This is a genomic window from Arthrobacter sp. 'calajunan', from assembly GCF_046940185.1.
Classification (GTDB): Bacteria; Actinomycetota; Actinomycetes; order Actinomycetales; family Micrococcaceae; genus Glutamicibacter; species Glutamicibacter soli.
In genome coordinates this window covers 339,987-358,891 of record NZ_JBKZDY010000003.1, presented here as the reverse complement: position 1 = coordinate 358,891, position 18,905 = coordinate 339,987, and the positions used below count along the sequence as shown (strand labels likewise).

The 18,905-nt window shown below is 63.6% G+C and carries 18 protein-coding genes; 4 read left to right on the top strand and 14 right to left on the bottom strand.

Annotated elements, in window-relative coordinates; genetic code table 11:
* Positions 1-20: 20 nt before the first annotated feature.
* Positions 21-1,034, bottom strand: coding sequence for a winged helix-turn-helix transcriptional regulator (locus RF641_RS06530; protein WP_424572810.1), 1,014 nt, complete (start codon positions 1,032-1,034; stop codon positions 21-23).
* Positions 1,035-1,150: 116 nt separating this feature from the next.
* Between RF641_RS06530 and RF641_RS06525 the strand changes: the two genes are divergently transcribed.
* Both RF641_RS06525 and RF641_RS06520 read left to right on the top strand, forming a co-directional pair.
* Positions 1,151-2,386: a M20 metallopeptidase family protein gene (locus RF641_RS06525; protein ID WP_424572809.1), complete on the top strand. Its 1,236-nt coding sequence runs from the start codon at positions 1,151-1,153 to the stop codon at positions 2,384-2,386.
* A gap of 11 nt (positions 2,387-2,397) precedes the next feature.
* The gene (locus RF641_RS06520) at positions 2,398-3,726 is read left to right on the top strand and encodes an MFS transporter (RefSeq protein WP_424572808.1); all 1,329 of its coding nucleotides are present in this window, start codon (positions 2,398-2,400) and stop codon (positions 3,724-3,726) included.
* Positions 3,727-3,808: 82 nt separating this feature from the next.
* Here RF641_RS06520 and RF641_RS06515 read toward each other — a convergent pair whose 3' ends face one another.
* The 8 genes from RF641_RS06515 to RF641_RS06480 form a co-directional block, all read right to left on the bottom strand.
* Positions 3,809-4,660 carry a GDSL-type esterase/lipase family protein gene (locus RF641_RS06515; RefSeq protein ID WP_424572807.1) on the bottom strand — a complete coding sequence of 284 codons (852 nt, stop codon included), beginning with the start codon at positions 4,658-4,660 and terminating at the stop codon, positions 3,809-3,811.
* Positions 4,661-4,877: 217 nt separating this feature from the next.
* On the bottom strand, positions 4,878-5,753 hold the full coding sequence (locus RF641_RS06510; RefSeq protein WP_424572806.1) for a metal ABC transporter permease: 876 nt from the start codon (positions 5,751-5,753) through the stop codon (positions 4,878-4,880).
* On the bottom strand, positions 5,750-6,505 hold the full coding sequence (locus RF641_RS06505) for a metal ABC transporter ATP-binding protein (RefSeq protein WP_047120059.1): 756 nt from the start codon (positions 6,503-6,505) through the stop codon (positions 5,750-5,752). The genes RF641_RS06510 and RF641_RS06505 overlap by 4 nt, the downstream gene beginning before the upstream one ends.
* Positions 6,502-7,392 carry a metal ABC transporter substrate-binding protein gene (locus RF641_RS06500; RefSeq protein WP_424572863.1) on the bottom strand — a complete coding sequence of 297 codons (891 nt, stop codon included), beginning with the start codon at positions 7,390-7,392 and terminating at the stop codon, positions 6,502-6,504. Before RF641_RS06500 ends, RF641_RS06505 begins: the two co-directional genes overlap by 4 nt.
* Positions 7,393-7,722: 330 nt before the next feature.
* Positions 7,723-10,287, bottom strand: coding sequence for an SH3 domain-containing protein (locus RF641_RS06495; protein WP_424572805.1), 2,565 nt, complete (start codon positions 10,285-10,287; stop codon positions 7,723-7,725).
* 140 nt (positions 10,288-10,427) lie between these two features.
* A complete protein-coding gene (locus RF641_RS06490) occupies positions 10,428-11,075 on the bottom strand; it encodes an aminoacyl-tRNA hydrolase (RefSeq protein WP_424572804.1) in 648 nt (215 codons plus the stop codon).
* A gap of 71 nt (positions 11,076-11,146) precedes the next feature.
* Positions 11,147-11,497, bottom strand: coding sequence for a cupin domain-containing protein (locus RF641_RS06485; protein ID WP_052772483.1), 351 nt, complete (start codon positions 11,495-11,497; stop codon positions 11,147-11,149).
* Between the two features lie 57 nt (positions 11,498-11,554).
* On the bottom strand, positions 11,555-12,385 hold the full coding sequence (locus RF641_RS06480) for a hypothetical protein (protein ID WP_161447282.1): 831 nt from the start codon (positions 12,383-12,385) through the stop codon (positions 11,555-11,557).
* 475 nt (positions 12,386-12,860) lie between these two features.
* On the opposite strand from RF641_RS06480, the gene RF641_RS06475 reads away from it, so the two are divergent.
* The gene (locus RF641_RS06475; RefSeq protein ID WP_424572803.1) at positions 12,861-13,649 is read left to right on the top strand and encodes a MerR family transcriptional regulator; all 789 of its coding nucleotides are present in this window, start codon (positions 12,861-12,863) and stop codon (positions 13,647-13,649) included.
* A 48-nt stretch (positions 13,650-13,697) separates the two neighbouring features.
* On the opposite strand, the gene RF641_RS06470 is transcribed toward RF641_RS06475, so the two are convergent.
* Entirely contained in the window at positions 13,698-13,898 is a 201-nt protein-coding gene (locus RF641_RS06470; RefSeq protein WP_047120064.1) for a helix-turn-helix domain-containing protein, read from the bottom strand.
* A gap of 225 nt (positions 13,899-14,123) precedes the next feature.
* Here RF641_RS06470 and RF641_RS06465 point away from each other — a divergent pair, with 225 nt between their 5' ends.
* Entirely contained in the window at positions 14,124-14,612 is a 489-nt protein-coding gene (locus tag RF641_RS06465; protein WP_047120065.1) for an Lrp/AsnC family transcriptional regulator, read from the top strand.
* 42 nt (positions 14,613-14,654) lie between these two features.
* Here RF641_RS06465 and RF641_RS06460 read toward each other — a convergent pair whose 3' ends face one another.
* The 4 genes from RF641_RS06460 to RF641_RS06445 all read right to left on the bottom strand — a co-directional run bounded on the left by RF641_RS06460 (position 14,655) and on the right by RF641_RS06445 (position 18,903).
* On the bottom strand, positions 14,655-15,815 hold the full coding sequence (locus tag RF641_RS06460) for an MFS transporter (RefSeq protein ID WP_424572862.1): 1,161 nt from the start codon (positions 15,813-15,815) through the stop codon (positions 14,655-14,657).
* 62 nt (positions 15,816-15,877) lie between these two features.
* Positions 15,878-16,285 carry an arsenate-mycothiol transferase ArsC gene (locus RF641_RS06455; RefSeq protein ID WP_047120911.1) on the bottom strand — a complete coding sequence of 136 codons (408 nt, stop codon included), beginning with the start codon at positions 16,283-16,285 and terminating at the stop codon, positions 15,878-15,880.
* A 74-nt stretch (positions 16,286-16,359) separates the two neighbouring features.
* A complete protein-coding gene (locus RF641_RS06450; protein ID WP_244910839.1) occupies positions 16,360-17,874 on the bottom strand; it encodes an APC family permease in 1,515 nt (504 codons plus the stop codon).
* A gap of 156 nt (positions 17,875-18,030) precedes the next feature.
* A complete protein-coding gene (locus tag RF641_RS06445; RefSeq protein WP_047120068.1) occupies positions 18,031-18,903 on the bottom strand; it encodes a universal stress protein in 873 nt (290 codons plus the stop codon).
* Positions 18,904-18,905 lie beyond the last annotated feature (2 nt).

The window sequence follows — 18,905 nt, the reverse complement described above, 5'->3', positions numbered from 1 at the left end:
TTGTTATGCCCTGCTCCCGTTCAGGCAACGACCTGGCCGGTGGCCCGACCCTCGTCATCCAGGATCCATCCCATGCGTTTGTAGGAGCTGATGCCGACGCAGGTTTCAAGGATGTCAACCTGCGGAAACGCCGCCAGCAGCTTCAATTCGATTTCGGCGATGTCCACCGGGTCCCTGACCTGCATGTTGAAAATCAGGTTGGCTTCCCCTGTGGTTCCTGCCAGCAGCCTCAGGTTGCGCATGGTCAGCAGGAACTCCGCGACCCGATCGGCAAGTTCGCGGGGCACCTTGGTAAACCACTGCACCAGCAGCGGCTCCCCCGAGTAGTCGGTCGCCAGCTCGCAGCGGACCACGATCATGCCCAGTTCCAGGGCCCTGCGCAGCATACGCGCAACCGTGGCAGGGTGCTGGCCTGTGGCCTGGGCAATTTCCTTGGCGGTAGCCCGCCCGTCACGCTGCAGCACCTCCAGGCACGGGCGCAGGGCATCGGGAATCAGCGTCCGCTGCGGCTGCGCTCGGGGCGCGAGCAGGCGCAGCGCATGCTGCTGGTTCTTGTCCAGGACGTCGAATTGAAAGTGCTCCGCGCTGGCATAGATTTTTGTGCAGACCGAAACCTTGATCCGCATGACTCCGGGCACCGCGTTGATCAGCGGCAGCACCTCGCGGGACATCTCAAGCCAGTCAGCGCTCAGGCAGGTGAGCCTGAAGTCGGCATGGCGGGAGGCCCCGTCCACCGACTGCACTTGGGGCAGCGCGCACAATGCCTGGCGGGTTTGATCCATCCGGGCAGGATCTGCCTCGACCTCGATCAGCGCCGCGCAGTGCAGCCCGGGCCGACCGCCCAAGTGGCCCACGCACCACGCCAATTTCTGCGACGTGAGCCGTTCCCAGCGCGCCGAGAGGGTCGAGGGATGCCGGCCGAGGATCGGCCCTAGCTCGCTCCACTTCGCCCGCGGTGCAATCTGCAGCGCGCTGACGAGCTCGAAATCCTCGTCCGAGAGCTCCTCACGAGCACCATTTGCAATTTTTCCCATAAATAGATTGTACTTTCGCAATTCTTCTTTGAATATGGGGAAGTTTTTCACCGAAGAAGCAAACTTGAGTCGTGAGCTGATTCACATATTCCAGTCCCGCCAACACCAAGGTAGCCATGAGCCTGACGCCCCAGTCCATCACCGATGACGCAGATGAAATCTTCGATGAAGTTCGCAATCTGCGCCATGCACTGCACCGCCGCCCGGAGGTGGGCCTGGACCTTCCGTTCACCCAGGAAACGGTCCTCCAGTGGCTTGCACCGCTGGGTTATGAAGTGAGCCTGGGCCAGGACCTCAGCTCAGTCACGGCGGTGCTCCGCGGTGGAGCTGCCCTGGGGCCGGCCAAGAACCGCCCCACGGTCCTGCTGCGCGGCGACATGGATGGGTTGCCAGTGACCGAGAGGAGCAACGTCGACTTCGCTTCACAGACCGGAACGACCATGCATGCCTGCGGACACGACCTGCACACCTCAATGCTGGCCGGGGCTGCCACCCTGCTGGCCGAACGCAAAGACCAGCTCCCCGGCGACGTGGTGCTGATGTTCCAGCCCGGCGAAGAAGGATACGACGGGGCCGGCCATATGATCCGCGAGGGTGTGCTCGATGCCTCGGGCACGCGGGTGGACGCCGCCTATGGGCTGCATGTCATGAGCGGTATCGGCACCAGCGGCGAATTCATGTCGCGTTCCGGGGCCATCATGAGCGCTTCGGACGGTTTGTTCGTCACCGTCCACGGTAAGGGCGGGCATGGTTCGGCCCCCTTTCTGGCCAAGGACCCGGTAGGGGCCGCGGCTGAAATGGTGACAGCCCTGCAGATGATGGTCACCCGGAATTTCAATGCCTTCGATCCGGTAGTCGTCTCCGTGGGGGTCTTCAACGCCGGCTCTGCCAGAAACGTCATTCCCGAATCCGTCCACTTCGAGGCCACCATCCGTTCCTTCAGTGCCCAAGCCCACCAACGCCTGGCGAAGCTGGTACCGCAGCTGCTGCAGGGCATCGCCTCAGCCCACGGCCTGGAGGTCGAGATCGACTACCGCGCCGAGTACCCGGTCACCGAGAACCACGAGCAGAACACCACCTTCGCCCGGGATGCTGCCATTGAGCTCTTCGGAGACGCCAGCTACACGGAGATGGCCGAACCGCTGACAGGATCCGAGGACTTCTCCCGGGTCCTGAAGGAAGTCCCCGGCGCGTTCATCTTCCTTTCAGCATTGGCCCCCGGGGCCAGCGCCGAATCCGCCGAGTACAACCATTCGCCCTACGCGCACTTTGACGACTCGGTGCTGGCCAGGGGCACCGCGCTGTACACCTACCTCGCCACCAGCTCCCTCTCCCAACTCTCCACCCGCTAAAGGCAACAGTCATGACTACTCTCAAGCACCGCCCAGCGCCCGGCACCGCGGCCCCGGCCGCCGCCCAACGCACCACTGCCAAGACCCTTTTCGGCATCGGCACCGGCAACGCGGTGGAATGGTTCGACTGGGCCATCTACGCGACTTTCGCCTCCTACATCGCCCAGGCACTGTTCTCCAAGGAGAACCCTTCCAGCGCATTCCTTGCGACACTTGGCATCTTTGCCGTAGGCTTCATCGCCCGACCCATCGGCGGCCTGCTCTTCGGCATCATCGGCGACCGCATCGGGCGCAAAACCGCCATGACTGCCGCCGTGGCCCTGGCAGCGTTCGGTTCCCTGCTGATCGCCATCACCCCGTCCTATGCCAGCATCGGCATCTGGGCCTCGGTCATCCTGCTGGTCGCCCGCCTGCTGCAGGGCCTGGCCCATGGCGGCGAGATGCCCAGCGCGCAGACCTACCTGGCAGAGATCGCACCGGCCAAGCAGCGCGGCTTGTACTCGACGCTGATCTACGCTTCGGGCAACGGCGGCATCGTGGTCGGCACCCTGCTGGGCGCAATTTTCACCATGGTGCTCAGCCCCGAGCAGATGCACAGCTTCGGATGGCGCATCCCCTTCCTGATCGGCGCCCTGCTCGGCCTCTACACGCTGATCATGCGTGCGCGCCTGCAGGAGTCCGAGCACTTCACGCAGAACAAGGCCAGCGACGGCAAGGGCGCGGCGAAGCCTTCGCTGTACCGGGACTTCATGGCCAATAGGATTCCCGCGCTGCAGGTCATCGGGCTGACCGTGGGCATTACCGTGGTGTACTACATCTGGTCGGTTTCCACCCCTGCCCACGCGATCTCCACCCTGCACATCCCCGCCTCCCAGGCGTTGTGGGTCGGCGTTGCGGCGAACCTGGTTTTCATCGCCTCGCTGCCGCTGTGGGGCAAGCTTTCGGACCGCATCGGACGCCGCCCGGTGATGGCCATTTCACTGATCGGCGCCTCCGCCCTGCAGATCCCTGCGTCGCTGTTCGTCCGTGACGCATGGTGGCAGCTGCTGGTTTCCATGATCGTCATGCTCGTGTTCATCGCAGGCTTCGCGGCCATTGCCCCGGCCGTGTACGCCGAGCTGTTCCCCACCTCGGTCCGCACCGTGGGCATGGCCGTCCCCTACGCCTTCAGCGTGGCGCTGTTCGGCGGAACCGCCGCCTACCTACAGGCCGCCTGCGACGTATGGTTCGGCAGCAACGGTGCGCTGATGTTCTCCATCTACGCCATCATCCTGATGCTGATTTCGGCGTTCACTGTGTACCGGATCAAGGAATCCAAGGGCATCGACCTGCACGACTAGGCCCCGATGAAAGCAGCGCCCCGCCATAGCCGGTGGGGCGCTGCTTTCGTTGTACTGCATCAAGGGGTATTACCGGGCCTGATCACCCCAGCTGGTTCAGGTGGATGTGGTTGCGCGATGCCGGGAAGTACCCGTTAAGGTACCCGGTGGTATTCGGGTGCACGTTGAAGGGGTCTGCCAGGTTGCCGGTGTTGTAGTACATCCACGAGTTGTCTGCATTGATGCCGTGGTTGTTGAACGGGCCGAGGACCGGCACGAACTTCGCGCTGGTACCGTTGGTGGCACTGCGGATGCTCCGGTTCAGCGCATCGTTCACCTTGTTCATCGCACGCGCGGTGGAGGCCGTGACCAGCGGCTGGTCACCATTGTTGGTCGTGAACAGCCGCGGGTAGCCGAGCACCAGGATCGTTGCGTCGGTTTGGCTGTCAATCTGGGCCAGCGTCGCATGGACTGCTGCTTGGACGCCGTCCAGTTCTTCCCATGCGGCCGCGAGCATCTGCTCGCACACTGCAGGGCTGCCCAGGGTGCTGCATGCGGCGATCGTATCCCCGAAGGGCAGGTTGTTGCCGCCCAGGCTCAGGGTCACCAGATCTGCCTGCGCAAGCTGGCTGTTCAATGCGCCGGCCATGGTTGCCACCTGTTGCGCGGTGGCCCCGGCGCAGGCGCCGTCGGCGGTCAGCACCACTCCGGGCAGGGCAGCAATCTGGGTGACATGGGTTGGCCCGTCGCCCTGGAAACAACCGGGGAACGGGGAGATGATGCTGCCCGATCCGAACCCTGCGGAGTAGGAGTCTCCGAGGTTCACGTAGTTGATGGTTTTTTCCTGCGCCGGGTTCGCGGCAGTGGAAGGAGCCCCGCCGGTGAGCAGCAACGCGAATGCCGTCGCGGCCGCGGCCAGCATCCCGTAAATTCGTGGTGTGGTTTTGCCGGCCATTGGAAAGTCCCCGTTTCCCTATCGACTTCAAGGTGCACTGCGCGTGGCGGAATTCAATGAATCCCTGCCCTGAAGCGGCTGCGCACGCGTGGCGGGCGGAACCGCGGCTCTGAACTTCCCAAGAGCAGTTCACCAGTGGGCCTTGTCCGCGCCGGTGGAGCAACCCGCGCCGCCTGCCCACGGCAGGCCCACGCGTGCAACATATCGTACGCCCGATTCAGGAGGTCGTCGACAGCGCCTTGCGCCGGCGCAGGATCGCCAGCCGCGAGGCGACCAGGCCCTGGCGCGGGCTGAAGAGGTAGACCGCAACAAAGATCAGACCCTGCGCCAGCACCACCATGCCGCCGGTGGAGGCGTCCAGGTAGTAGCTCACGTAGACGCCGAGCACCCCGCCGGACGCGGCCAGCACGGGAGCGATCACCAGCATGGTGCCGAAGCGGTCGGTGAGCAGGTACGCGGTGGCACCCGGGACGATGAGCATGGCGACCACCAGGATCACCCCGACTGCCTGCAGCGCCACCACCGAGGTCATGGCCAGCAGGCCCAGCAGCACCGCGCCCATGAGCTTCGGGTTCATGCCCAGAGCGTGCGCATGGGTGGGGTCGAACGCATAGAGAGTGAAGTCCTTGCGCTTGAGGAGCAGGATCATGAAGGCGATGGCACCGATAATCAGCACCTGCCACAGGTCCGCAGCTGAAACGCCCAGCAGGTTGCCAAAGATGATGTGGTTCAGATCCACCTGGCTCGGCGTCACAGAGATCAGCACCAGGCCGAAGGAGAACAGCGTGGTGAACACGATGCCGATGGCGGCGTCCTCCTTGAGCCTGGAGGTATCGCGCACTCCTCCGATCAGGGCGACGGCGAGGAAGCCGAACACCAGGGCGCCCAGCGCGAAGGGAGCCCCGACGATGTAGGCCAGCACGACGCCTGGGAGCACCGCATGGGAGACGGCGTCGCCCATCAGCGACCAGCCGATGAGCACCAGCCAGCAGGACAGGATGGCGCACAGCACCGCGGCGATGATCGTGACGGCCAACGCGCGGAGCATGAAGGTGTAGGTCAGCGGTTCGACCAGCAGTTCAATCAGGTTCACTGTCCGCCTCGTTTCATCGGGTCCAGGCCGAAGGCCATGGCCAGGTTTTCGGGTTGCAGCACGCGGGTGGGGTCCCCGTGCATGAGCACCCTGCGCATCAGCAGGATGGCTTCGTCGGCCAGCTGGGGCAGCGCGTGCAGGTCATGGGTGGAGACCAGCACCGTTCCGCCGTCGTCCGCGACGTCCCGCAGCAGCTTGGTGATGGTCGCCTCGCTGCGCTTGTCCACCCCGGCGAACGGCTCGTCAAGCAGCATGATGCTGGCTTCCTGAGCGATGCCGCGGGCCACGAACGCGCGTTTCTTCTGCCCGCCGGAGAGCTGGCCGATCTGCCGTCCGGCGTAGGCTGTCAGCTCGACGCGATCCAGCGCTTCGTCGACCGCCCGCTGGTCGGCCTTGCGCGGACGGCGGGTGAAGCCCATGTGCCCGTAGCGGCCGGTCATCACCACCTCCCGCACGGAGATGGGAAAGTCCCAGTCCACCGCCTCGTTCTGCGGGACGTAGCCGATCATGCCCTTCTTCCGCGCCTGCTGCGGATCCTGTCCGTTGATCTGGACGCTGCCGGTATCCGGCTTGATCTGGCCCATGATCGTCTTGAAAAGCGTGGACTTGCCGGAGCCGTTCATGCCCACCAGCCCGCAGACCATACCCCGTCCCAGCTGCACGGTGGCGTGGTCGAGCGCCTGGACCGGGCCGTAGTGGACGGTGGCGTTCTGGACGTCGATGGCCCATGGATGCTCCGCTTGGCTGCTCATCGCAACTCTCCCTTCAATGCGCGGGCGATGGTACGGGTGTCGTGGGTGATCAAGTCGAGGTAGGTCGGCACGGGCCCGTCGGCGGCCGACAGCGAGTCGACGTAGAGTGTCCCGCCGTAGACGGCGTCGGTGGACTCCACCACCCGCTGCATGGCGGCGTCCGACACCGTGGATTCGCAGAACACCGCTGGCACCTGCCGTTCGCGCACGGCGTCGATGGCCGCGGCCACCTTGCGCGGAGTGGCCTGCGATTCCGCATTGACCGCCCACAGGTACTTCTCCGTCAGCCCGACATCGCGGGCCAGATAGCTGAAGGCGCCTTCGCAGGTCACCAGGGTCCGGTGGGATTCGGGGATCTGCGCGAGCGAGGCGGCCAGCTCGTCATGCACGGCCTGGAGCTTGCTCTGGTACTGCGCGGCGTTGGCGCGGTAGTCAGAGGCGTGTTCCGGGTCCAGCTCGCTGAACGCCTCGGCAATGCGCCCGGCGTATTTCTGCACGTTCAGCGGACTCATCCAGGCGTGCGGGTTCGGTTTCCCCGAGCCTTCCTCGTCCGCGATGTCGATGACCTCGACGCCGTCACTGACCGTGACGTGCGGGGCGGGGTTGTCGGCCACGAATTGCGCGAACCACGCTTCGAGGTTCAGCCCGTTGTCAAGGATCAGGTCAGCGCGCGAGGCCCGGCGCAGGTCGTCCGGTGTCGGTTCGTAGCCGTGGATCTCGGCGCCCAGCCGGGTCACCGATTCCACCCGCAGGTGCTCCCCTGCCACGTTCTGCGCGATATCTGCCAGCACCGTGAACGTCGTCAAGACCACCGGTCGGTCATCGGGCTCCACTGGCTGCGGTTCGGCGGCGGTGCCGCCGGAGCAGCCCGCGAGAAACAGCAGCATCAGCGGCACAATCCCGAGGCGCCGCAGCAGGCCCTGGCCCCGCCGCCGGCGCGAGTGAGTTTTCACCAACAACCCTCGAATCCTTTTCCCTGTGCTCGCACGGCCTCGTTGCCGCGAAAGAGGGGGCTCACGTTCCACCCCCTCATAGGATAATGTTTGAGGGGTCAAACATTCAATTCGACTGCGCTGACGGGCAACCCTCCACGCGAACCGAGGCCACCCGGGCAAGGGAGCCAGAGAAGAAAAACAGGCCCCGGAACGCGCGGCTGAAGCGGCGTCGTTCCGGGGCCTGTTCACGTTCCATCCCCAGCGTGCGGGCTGCGAGGCCCGCTAACGCAGGGCGCTGAGGTCCAGCGGCTTGTTGTTCGCGGCGTTGCCGTAGACCTCGACATGGACGTGGTCCATGTGGCGGGTGGTGTCGTTCCAGTTGCCGGTGAACTGGTTTCCGTACTTGCCGGAGGTGGAGTAGGCAGTCCATCCGGTGGTTGGAAGCCAGATCTCGTCCTGCCAGATCAGGTAGGAGACACCCAACTGGTCGCGGTTGTCGAGCAGGAACTGCGCGATCTTGTCGCCGTTGGCCACACCCGTTGCGGTCTTGTAGTTGCGGATCATCAAATCGGCGGCCTTGCCGCTGCTGTGCCCGATCGAGCCGCTGCGCAACGTATAGATGGCGCTGATGCTGTCTGCGAAGCGGTCCTTGACCGCGTTGATGACCTTCTGGGTGTCGGGCTGCACCGAAACGGTGGCCTTGGTGCTCAGGTAGTCGTCCTTGATCCATCCGCTGCCCAGGCTGGTGACCACGTTGGCCCAACCGTTCGAGGTCTTCAGGTAGGTGACCTTTTCGCCCAGCGCCACGACGCCCTTGGACGCGTACTGGGTGCCCGCACCGGTGCGCAGGTTGACGCTGGCGGTGGTCCAGCGGTAGCTGGCGTTGGGAGTGGCTGGCGGGTCCGATGGCAGCGGCAGGCTCGGCTTGGATGCCGAGAGGTAGGCTCCCGACACCCAGCCGGTTCCGAGCCGGCTCTTCACGCGGATCCAGCCGTTGGCCGAACCCAGGGCGGTGACCTTTTCATTCGTGGACAGCACACCCAATGACTTGGTGTTCACCGAGTTTCCGACGCGCTGGTTCACGTTGGTGGTGGCCCAGTACGGCTTGCTGGCGATCACGGCGTAGGCCGAGTTCGTCAGCGTGGAGGTTGGAACCCATCCGGTGCCCTTGGAGGTCTTGACCTTCGACCACGAGCCGCTGGTTGCGTAGAGGCTGAGCTTCTGGCCGGCAGGTATGGTGCCCAGCGACTTCGCGGAGGACGAGGCCGTGGTGCGCACCGCCGTTGCGTCCATGCTCCAGCGGGTGCCGATGACCTTGTCCACGACCGGGGCCTTGGAGCTCAGGTGTTTTGTCGGAACCCAGCCGGTCCCCTTGGAGGACTTGACGCGGGTCCAGCCGTTGGCGGAGCCGATGGCGGTGACCTTCTGGCCCTTTGCCAGGGAGCCCAGCGACTTCGAGCTGCCGGTGTTCGACGCGCGCAGCGTGGTGCCGGAGGTGGCCCAGTAGGACTTGCTGGAGATCGGCGTGTAGGCCGTGGTGACGAGCGAGGAGGTGGGAACCCATCCGGCGCCCTTGGCGGTCTTGACCTTCGACCACGAGCCGCTGGTCGAATACAGGCTCATCTTCTGGCCGGCGTAGGCGGTACCCAGGGACTTGGCCTTGGTCGAGGCGGTGGCGCGGACGACGGTCTTGTCGATGGTCCAGCGCGAGCCGATGACCTTTTCGACCACCGGGGCCTTGGCCAGCAGGTTCTTCGACGGCACCCAGCCGGTGCCCTTGGAGGACTTGATCCGGGTCCAGCCGTTGGAGGTGCCGATGGCGGTGACCTTCTGCCCCTTGGCGATGCTGCCCATACTCTTGCTGCCAGAGGAGTTCGCCGACTTCAAGGCGAGATTCGCCCCGGCCCAGTAGGACTTGCTGGAGATCGGCTTGTAGGCGGTGGCCACCAGCGAGGAGACCGGCACCCAACCGATTCCCTTGGAGGTCTTGACCTTGGCCCACGAGCCGCTGGTCGAGTACAGGCTCAGTTTCTGGCCAGCCGGGATGCTTCCCAGCGACTTCGCCTTGGACGACGGGGTCGCGCGGACAACGGTGGTATCGATGCTCCAGCGCGAACCAATCACCTTCAGCGGTGCGGTGGCACCCAGGTGCTTGCTCTGGATCCATCCGGTCTTGCCCGAGACCGACACCGAGCTCCAGCTGCCGTAGTTGCGCAGCCACTGGACCTTTGCGCCGGCGGCGAGGGTGGCGACCTTGGCGGAGCTCGTCGAGGTGCTCTTGTAGGTCGGCTGCTTGGTCTTGGCCCAGCGGTAGGCAACAGCCGGCGCACTGCTCTTGAGCTGGTTCGTGGGGACGAATCCGGTCTTGCTGCCGGACTTGATCTTGGTCCAGGAGCCTGAGGTGCCCAGGCGCTCGACCTTGGTCCGGCGCTGCAGCGCTCCGAGCGACTTCGCCTTGGACGACGGGCTCTGCCGCAGCACCTGGTAGGAGCTCAGGTAGCGGTAGGTCTTGGTCTTCGAGGTGGAAGCTGCTGGAACGTTGGTGAGGAACTTTGCCGAGACCCAGCCGGTTTTGTTGCCGTAGCTGGTTTTCGACCATCCGTTGCTCGTGGCGCTGACCTTAACAGTGGCGTTCTTGGGAATCACCAGCAGCGATTTGGACGAAGCGCTGGCGCTCTGCCGCAGGTTCAGGTTCTGGATTGTTTTCTTGCTGACGGTTTTGACCGCGGCGGCAAGTGCTACTTCCTGGGCGGGAGCGATGCTCGGCGCGGCAGCGGCCGGGATCACGGGGCTCAGGCATAGTGACAGCGCCAAGGCAAGGCCTAGCGCGCGAGTGCGACGGGGCATCTGGGTTCTTTCGGTCAGATCCTCACTGATCGGTGAGGTCGGAAACTGGACGACAGCTGCCCGTCGGTAGTCCTCCAGTTACGGCTGCCACTCCTAGAATGACATACCCAGAGAAAATACAGTATTTGCACACTCGAAATTCACTTAGTTGTTTTGATGTATACAAACGCGGTTTCCGAACCGGGCTCGATTTCCGTTCGCCCTGCATCCTGGATCACCGGTCCCGCGGCCTGTGCGCGGAGCCGCTCGAAGTCTTCATCGGACAGGTGCTGGATCCCGACCGGCGCATGGGCGGACAACCAGCGTTCGATGCGCTCGCCTTTTTCCTCGGTCAGCCAGGCGAACAGCGCGTGCGCGCTCTGCGCCGCAGCCTTGCCGGTGGACATCTGCAGTGATTTTCTGATGCCGATATTGACCTCCGCGACCAGCACCTCGTTGCTCTTGGGCAGTTGCGTGCCGGACACCTGTAGTTTGGCGATGAGTTTCGGCAGGTCGTTCGCCGGCAGCGGCGGCAGGCCCACGGCTTGGGCCTTGCCGACCTGGCTCACCATCGCTTCGGGGAACACCTCCAGCACCTTGGAGAACATCTTGGGATTGGCGCGCCGCACCGATTTGGCAAATGCCTGCTCCGACCAGGTCTGCCATTCAGGTTCATGCGGCGAGCGGAGGTAGGCGATGACAGCTGCGCGGGCAACTGCTGAGAGGCCCTCCTCCTCGGTGGACGGATCTTCCTTGTCGATCCGCAGGATGATCGCTTGGACCAGTTCATCCGGATCGCGTTCGCGCAACTCACTCATGGAATCATTCTATTCAAAGCGCGCGGGGCCTCTCACCGTCACCGGTTGCAGGGTCCCCGACCCTAGCTGCTCAGGAACGTGACCGTAATGCGCGCCTGCTGCGCGGCGTAGACCGCATGCAGGACGTTGGCTTCAACGAAAATGGAGCCTCCGATGCCCAACGTGGAGGTTGCGCCGCCAACGGTGAAATCAACTTCGCCGCTGATCACCTGGACGATGATCGGTGTGCGCGCCATGTGGTCCGGAAGCTCCACCCCTGCATCGAAGGCGATTTCGGTGATCTGGGCCTTCTCCCCCGCGAAAATGCGCTTGGCGGCGTACTTGCCGGGCTTGATCGGATTCCGTTCGGCATAGTCCTGGATTGTCCGGGCGATCAGCACCGAATCGCTCGCATCCGACGTATTCTGGCTCATGGCTAGTTCCTTCCGTAATTCATGGTGCGCAGGGAGATAATCATCCGACGAGATCGGCTAGTACCTTCGTCCCCTGACCTTGTGGACAATCAGCAAGACGACGCTCGTCAGCATGGCAGTAGCGAGGCTGACCAGAACAGGGATCTGCCATTCTTGCTTAACTAGGGCATCGGAAGTGCCGCTCACGAGCGCGCCGAGAATGCTCCCGACACCGCGCTCCGTGCCTTGGCCGACCGCGGCGACACTCTCGAACAGCGCAGGCGTGATCCACTGGATCACGAGCGAGAGAATCCAGATCAGCAGATTGGCGGCCTTCAGGAACCCCAGGACTCCCAGCACCAGGCCGAGGACTACCGGCCCGGCATACCAGAGATATTGCGCGTAGGACTGCGCTCCGGAAACCAGAGAAGCCACGACCTGCAGCCAGTAGCTGAAGCCCACGGCGATCAGCGCAACCAGCGGGGCCGCTGCAATGAGCTTGAGCTTGACGATCAGGTAGTACAGCGCTTGGAACACGGCAAACAGGGTGCCAAGGAAATACAGGTGGCGCACCGAGTCCGCAGAGATCTCCCCATCGAATAGTCCCGGTTCGAGCGCGTACGTCGCTTGGAATGCCAGCGCGATAAACCCGAGCACCATGCCGACATCGGTCACCACGGCGAATTTAGTACCGCCGTACCCAACCCTGCGGGCGAAGAATGCGCTGAGCAGGGTCGCCATGGAGAAGACGAGCAGCAATCCGAGTGCGTCGTTCGAAGCATAGGGAAGAATTGCTTGGTCTTCGTAGCCGATCCACAGCCACGGAAGGACGGCGAACGCCACGATCAGCAGCCCGGCCACCAGCTGCATCCACCAGCTTTGCCAGACGCCTGCGGTTGATCTCAACATTGCTCCTTCGAGTCCCCAAGTGTTCCTCTGGACTTATTCTTCCAGAGCTCAGGGCAACCTGTAGGGCTTCAGGCCAGCGTTTCGCGAGCCCCGGAGCAGGAATGGCAGGACAAACGAGCGGCTCGGAGGCATTCCCTCAAGGGTGGAATACCTGCGAGCCGCTCGCGAATTCTATTCACCATGGTTCGATACGGGTGGTCGAAGCGCACGACAACGTTACAGATGACTTTGGTCTGGAACGTGCCGGTGAAAGTCGTTCTCGGCGGTAGCTCTTGACGACTTCAACTACGTTTATTCAACTACAGACCAGTCAGGGTGTGCAATACGCATCATCATGGTTGATCAATATGATCAATCTCGGCCCATCTCGTTTGCGTCGATCCGTCACTTTGCCGGCACTGCTCGAAAACCCTCCCGGAAGGTGCGTTCCGAACGGTGTTGACCTTGACGTAACGTCAACCTATAGCGTTTCCATATGGATAAGATTCGCCGAAAGAAACACCCGGACACGAGTTACAGCATCTCCGAGGTAGCCAAGTCGACCGGGGTGACCAGCAGAACCTTGCGGCACTACGACCACATCGGCCTGCTTCGTCCGGCATTCGTGGCTGACAACGGCTACCGGCATTATGGCCAGCACGAGCTGGTCCGCTTGCAACGGATCCTGCTGCTGCGCCAATTGGGCCTGCGGCTGGACACCATCTCCGAGGTGCTCGATTCCAAAACGGAACAGATCCAGGCGCTGGAAATCCATGTCAAAGACCTGGATCGGCAGCGGGAAAACATAGACCGTCAGATCAAGGCCCTGCGCCACAGCATTAGCGCACTATCGAAAGGGGAAACAGTGAATCTCGATTCGGCCTTCGAAGGGTTCAACGAGCAATACAAGGAAGAAGTCGTCGCCCGGTGGGGCTCGGAAGCCTACGAGCGTTCCGATCAATGGTGGCGCTCGAAGAGCGGCGCCGAGCGAGCCGACATGATGGAACAGGTCAAGGAGCTGAACCACGCGTGGGTACAGGCTGGCGAAGACGGAATCTCCGCCGACAGCGACGCCGCACGCCTGCTGGCTTCCCGGCACGTGCAGTGGCTGGCGTCCATACCGGGCACCCCGGCCGCTTCCGGCGACCCGGCGCAGTTGCGCGCGTACGTGCTGGGACTTGCCGACATGTACGTCGCTGATGAACGCTTCGCCAAGAACTATCAGGGGCACGCACCGTTCGTCCGCGATGCCCTGCATTCGTTCATGAATGAAGAGGAGCACTAGCAATCAGGTGCTTCGGCATACGTCTCGAAGACTCTGCCGGAGCGCCCGCTATGATTCCCTCTCGATTTCCTCGCGCGCTTGGGCATAGCGAGTCTGGATGTATTCCTCCAGCTTTTCGCGTTCCACGCGCCACACTCCCCTGCCTCCGATTTGGATGGCTGGCAGCTCTCCACTCTTGATCAACGCGCGGATCTGCGGAAGCTTGACGTTCAGCTCCTCGGCAACGTCTTCTAATCGCAAGAACCTCATGGCATCAGATTACTGTCATTTGCTGAAGTTAGATCTGATTCGACGCAACCTGTGCATAACGTGTTCCCTACGCCACAATTTATGCCGTTGCTGCCCCTGCGAGCACCGCGCACGCAACAAACCGGTCAGTCCGTGCAACACGCTTGGGAGATACTGGTCATTTTGACTAAAATCTATTTGTAGCACTCGCGATCTTCACGCACACGCCGTCATAGGAGACCACAGATGAATTCGGATACGTATCAGCTCGATGAAACCGACCGACGTATCCTTCTGGCCCTCGATGCCGATCCGCGTGTTCCCATCATGATGCTCGCCCAGCAGCTTGGACTGGCCCGAGGCACCGTGCAGTCCCGTTTGGAGCGGCTGGCGAACTCCGGCGCCCTGCGTCCGAATACTGCGCGTATTCTGCCGGCGGCCATGGGCCGCGGCGTCAGCGCGTTCGTCAGCGCGGAGCTGGACCAGGCCCGCCTGAACGAGGCGATCGCGGGACTGCGGCAAATCCCAGAAGTCCTCGAGTGCGTGGCTCCTGCCGGCGATACCGACCTGCTGATCCGCGTAGCCGCCACGGACCCCGACGACTTGTACCGGGTCAGCGAGGAAATTCGCCTCTGCCCGGGCATCACCCGCACCTCGACGTCAATGATCCTGCGCGACGTCATTCCGTTCCGCACCACCGAGCTGCTCAAGAAGTTGAGCGGCGAAAAGCACTAAGCCCGCATCTTTCACAACGGCCAGGCACCGCGTGCCTGGCCGTTAGTCTGTTACATGCTGGGGGATTCGTCCGGGCAGGTATTTCCGGGCCCTGAATACCTGGACCATGGAGGCGGCGCAGCAGATGGCGAGCAGCCCGATGAACAGCGCCGGGTGGGCCATCGGCCGCCACAGGGCGAACAGCGTGGGGAACGTGAAGCCGATGAAGCAGCACATGTAGAACCGTCCGGTCAGCTTGCCCAGATCCGCGGGACCTGCCAGATCCAGCACCTGGCTCAGCCCTGCGACCAGCAGGATTCCGTTCGCGGCGCCAGACACGACCGATGCCGCCATGCCCACGGCTTCGGAGCCGGTCAGCGAAACCACCAGCATCAGCAACAGGCCCGCCAAGGCGACGCCCAGCCCCCAGAGCAGCAGGCCGACCCGGCTGACATCGTTGAAACGGTGGATCAGCGGCTGGATTGCTGCGCCCATGCCCATCGTGACCACCACGGTGATCGTGGAATACAGCAGGCTGGATTGGCCCGGTTCGGCGGTCAGGGCGGGGACCACCGCGAACCCCGTGGCTGCCATCCCGAAGACCCAGGGGGCTGCGGGCAGCACCAGCCGGGTGAACCGCTTCATGTTCGCCATGCTGGTCCGCATCTGGTGCGCGGCAGGGGCAGCATCCGCCGGATCCACCTGGCGCAGGACGGCTGGCTGTTCCTCCTTGGCGGTGAGCATCAGCAGCAACCAGGCCAGCGTGGCGACCGCGTGGACAGCGTAGGCGAGTTCCGGGCTTTGGCTGGATCCGACAATCGCGCCGGAGATCGCCGGGCCGATGGCGAAGCCGGCCGAGGTGCACAGCGCCGCCCGGGTGGCGCCTGCCGGCCCGGGGCTGATCAGCTTGACCCAGCTGGTGACTGCCACCATGGCGAGCCCCATGCCCAGCCCGGTGAAGACGCGTCCGAGGTACAGGCCCGCTTCGGTGTACCAGCCGCCCATCAGGGCCAGGGATCCGAGCACCGAGAATGCCAGGGCCGCCAGCGTGAAGGGCTTTCGCCCGAAGCGGTCAGTCAGCGGGCCGCCGAACATCAGCGCAGGGATCATGCCGAGCAGATAGCTGCCCATGACCAGCATGGCTTCGAATTCGCTCAGCAGCCGTTGCTGCTGGTACCAGCTGATCAGGGAGACATACTGGTTGGCGCACCAGCCGGTGAGGATCAGGCAGATGCCGGGAAGCCACCACGAGGTGGTGCGGCGTGCGGTCTTGGAAAGTGCGATGCCTACTTCTCCAATTCGTGGAAAAGGCTGCGTACCCGGTCGGCGATTTCATCGCGGATCATGTTCATCCGTTCGGCGCCGGTGATGCCGTCTTCGCTCGGCTCGTAGGTGACCCAGCGTTCGGTCTTCACCTGCGGATCGAAGCTCGGATTGGCGTCGGTGCCGAGGATAACCACCCGGTCCACCGAGGCGGCCAGCGACGGATCGATGGGCTTGGGTTCGCCCTGGGCCATGTCCGCGCCGCACTCGGCCAGCGAGGCGACCGCTTCGTGATTGATCGAGGCACCGGGGTTGGTGCCGGCCGAATAGCTGGTGACCTTGCCGTCTGACACGTAATCCATCAGTGCCGCGGCCATCTGCGACTTGCCGGCATTGCGTGAGCAAATGAAGAGAACCGAAGGTGTAGTCATGAAAACAATTGAACCACCCAAAGCGCGCTTTGGGTGGTTCAATGTGCAACAGTGACGCCGGGGCGCCTGGATTCTCAGAGGGTCAGGTTCTTGCCGGTCTTGATTGTCTCGCCCTTGAAGAACGCCGGGTGGCGGATGCGGCTGTAGAGCATGACCAACACGCCCAGCAGCAGCACGCCGACACCGAGGATGAAGACCATGCCGATGCCGCCGATCTCCGAGCCCGAACCGTACTCCGGGTTCATCGAGTCGACCGCGGTGACAAAGAACATCACCAGCAGGATGACACCGCCCACCAGTGGAGCCAGGAACTTGAAGAAGAAGTTCCGGGCGTTGGAGAACAGCTCGCTGCGGAAGTACCAGACGCAGGCCAGCGCGGTCAGGCCGTAGTAGAAGCAGATCATCAGGCCGAGGGCGGTGATGGTGTCCCACAGGGCGTTTTCCGACAGCAGGCGGGTGACGACGTAGAACGCCGCGGCGGCTGCCGCCGAGACCACGGTGGCCACCGACGGCGACATGTAGCGCGGGGAGATCTTGGCGAAGCTGCTTGGCAGCGCCTTGTAGTAGCCCATGGCCAGGATGGTGCGCGCCGGGGAGACCATTGTCGACTGCAGCGACGCCGCAGAGGAGGACATGATGGCCAGCGACATCAAGATGGCCAGCGGGCCCATGACCGGTCCGGCCAGCACCGCGAAGATGGATTCCTGGTTGTCCGGGTTGCCGGCGCCCAGTCCGGTGGTTCCGACGCCGGCAAAGTACAGCACGGCGGTGGCGACGGCCAGGTACAGCGCTATGATGATCAGCACCGTCCAGGTGGCGCCGCGGCCCGGGACCTTGTTGGGGTCGGTGGTTTCCTCGTTCATGGTCAGGGTGACGTCCCAGCCCCAGAACACGAAGATGGACAGCGAGATGCCGGCGGCGAAGGCGGTGAAGGATTCCACGCCCGCCGGGTTGAACATGTCCCAGGTGATCTGGGTCGGATCGTAGGGAGTATCCGAGGTGAACGCCATGATGGCGAACAGCAGCAGCACACCCACCTGGAAGCCCACCAGCACGTACTGGAAGACCTTGGTCGCATTCATGCCCCGGTAGGAGATGTAGGCGGCGATGGCGATGAACACCAGCGTGGTGGGGATGTTGATCCACAGGTTCTTGGTCAGCGCCGCGATCCATTCCTGGCCGGTGAGCTGTGCGATGAGGATGTAGAAGAAGTCCACCGCCACCGCGGCCAGGTTGGAGAGCACGATCACCGTGGCGGCGATCAGGCCCCAGCCGCCCATCCAGCCGATCATGGGCCCGAAGGCCCGGGTCGCCCAGGTGAAGGAGGTGCCCGAGTCGGGCATGGCGTTGTTCAGTTCCCGGTAGCCGAGGGCTACGAGAAGCATGGGGATGAAGCCGGCGATCAGGATGGCCGGAAGGCTGGTGCCCACCTCGGCGACGGTCGCGCCGAGCCCGGCGGTCAAGGTGTACGCCGGGGCAATGCAGGAGATGCCGATAACGATCAGGCCCAGGACACCGACGGTGCCCTTGGACAGACCTTTTTCATGAAGTCCCGAATCGTTCGTTTCGGGAAGGCTATCCCGCCTCATTTCTTGTGACATTGTCAAAAACCTTTGGGAGTGTGCTCACCGTTGAGCCGCGGCAGTGCGCGCCGCCCTGGACGCTGTGTCAGGTATGCGGCAGGGCGGTCGACGGTGAGTGCGTTTTGGAGAGGATCCAAGGGATACGAATTTTTGATCGGCTTTCTACCGTGTTGATGGCAAGTGGGGAATGACGCCCATGGGGACGTTGAGGTGGCCGAGGATGCGATGCGCCTTCGGGCCGATGAACAGGCGGCGATGCGCCGCCAGGCGGGCCGAGCCGAGCAGGGCCAGATCTCCGGGCTGCCAGGACAGCTCGTTGATCGCGGTGTCGATGCTGCCGCTGGCGATGACCTCGACGCTCGCTTCGATGCCCAGTTCCTTCACCAGTTCATCGAGGTATTCGCGGATCCCGCGCACGTGGTCGTCGATTCCGGCGGAGCCTTCGGACACGTCGGCGTGGGCCACGAAATTTGCCACACGCAGCTTGATATTGCGCGCGTTGGCGACGCGGGCGGCCAGGGAGATGATCTCCTCGGCCCCGGGGCGGTCTCCGACGAACGCGGTCAGCCGGGTGATCTGCCCGCCTGCTTCGCGCAGGTTCTCCAGAGAGGCCGGTGAGGTCATGAAGACCGGCAGCGGCGAGGAGTGCAGCAGGGCGTTGGCGATGGCCCCGGGCATGAAGAAGCCGCCCAGATGGCGCTTGCGCCCTCCGAGCACGATTCCGTGGACTTCGAACTCTTCGCCGAGTTCGATCAGCCCTTCAGCGATGGACGACACGGAGCGCGCCACAACGCTGGCGCCGATTCCCTCGGGAACCAGCGCCAGTGCTTCGGCGGCCCACCGGTCCACCTGGGCGGAGAGAATGGTTTCATAACCATGGTCTCCGCCCGGGTAGACGGCGGTAAAGGGTGCGGCGGCCGGAAGAACGATGGCAATCTGCACGAATGCATCCTTCGTTCCGGCCACCACTGCGCTGGCCAACTCAATGGCCTCCGCGCCGCGTTCGTCGGCGGTGTAACCTACGAGCAGTTTCATCG

Excerpts from the sequence above, each read along its gene's own strand:
- RF641_RS06505 (WP_047120059.1), bottom strand. The coding sequence starts at position 6,505 with ATGAGCAGCCAAGCGGAGCATCCATGGGCCATCGACGTCCAGAACGCC.
- RF641_RS06455 (WP_047120911.1), bottom strand. The coding sequence starts at position 16,285 with ATGACTACACCTTCGGTTCTCTTCATTTGCTCACGCAATGCCGGCAAG.
- RF641_RS06515 (WP_424572807.1), bottom strand. The coding sequence starts at position 4,660 with ATGGCCGGCAAAACCACACCACGAATTTACGGGATGCTGGCCGCGGCC.
- RF641_RS06450 (WP_244910839.1), bottom strand. The coding sequence starts at position 17,874 with ATGAGGCGGGATAGCCTTCCCGAAACGAACGATTCGGGACTTCATGAA.
- RF641_RS06520 (WP_424572808.1), top strand. The coding sequence starts at position 2,398 with ATGACTACTCTCAAGCACCGCCCAGCGCCCGGCACCGCGGCCCCGGCC.
- RF641_RS06525 (WP_424572809.1), top strand. The coding sequence starts at position 1,151 with ATGAGCCTGACGCCCCAGTCCATCACCGATGACGCAGATGAAATCTTC.
- RF641_RS06495 (WP_424572805.1), bottom strand. The coding sequence starts at position 10,287 with ATGCCCCGTCGCACTCGCGCGCTAGGCCTTGCCTTGGCGCTGTCACTA.
- RF641_RS06500 (WP_424572863.1), bottom strand. The coding sequence starts at position 7,392 with ATGCTGCTGTTTCTCGCGGGCTGCTCCGGCGGCACCGCCGCCGAACCG.
- RF641_RS06465 (WP_047120065.1), top strand. The coding sequence starts at position 14,124 with ATGAATTCGGATACGTATCAGCTCGATGAAACCGACCGACGTATCCTT.
- RF641_RS06475 (WP_424572803.1), top strand. The coding sequence starts at position 12,861 with ATGGATAAGATTCGCCGAAAGAAACACCCGGACACGAGTTACAGCATC.
- RF641_RS06470 (WP_047120064.1), bottom strand. The coding sequence starts at position 13,898 with ATGAGGTTCTTGCGATTAGAAGACGTTGCCGAGGAGCTGAACGTCAAG.
- RF641_RS06480 (WP_161447282.1), bottom strand. The coding sequence starts at position 12,385 with ATGTTGAGATCAACCGCAGGCGTCTGGCAAAGCTGGTGGATGCAGCTG.
- RF641_RS06485 (WP_052772483.1), bottom strand. The coding sequence starts at position 11,497 with ATGAGCCAGAATACGTCGGATGCGAGCGATTCGGTGCTGATCGCCCGG.
- RF641_RS06530 (WP_424572810.1), bottom strand. The coding sequence starts at position 1,034 with ATGGGAAAAATTGCAAATGGTGCTCGTGAGGAGCTCTCGGACGAGGAT.
- RF641_RS06445 (WP_047120068.1), bottom strand. The coding sequence starts at position 18,903 with ATGAAACTGCTCGTAGGTTACACCGCCGACGAACGCGGCGCGGAGGCC.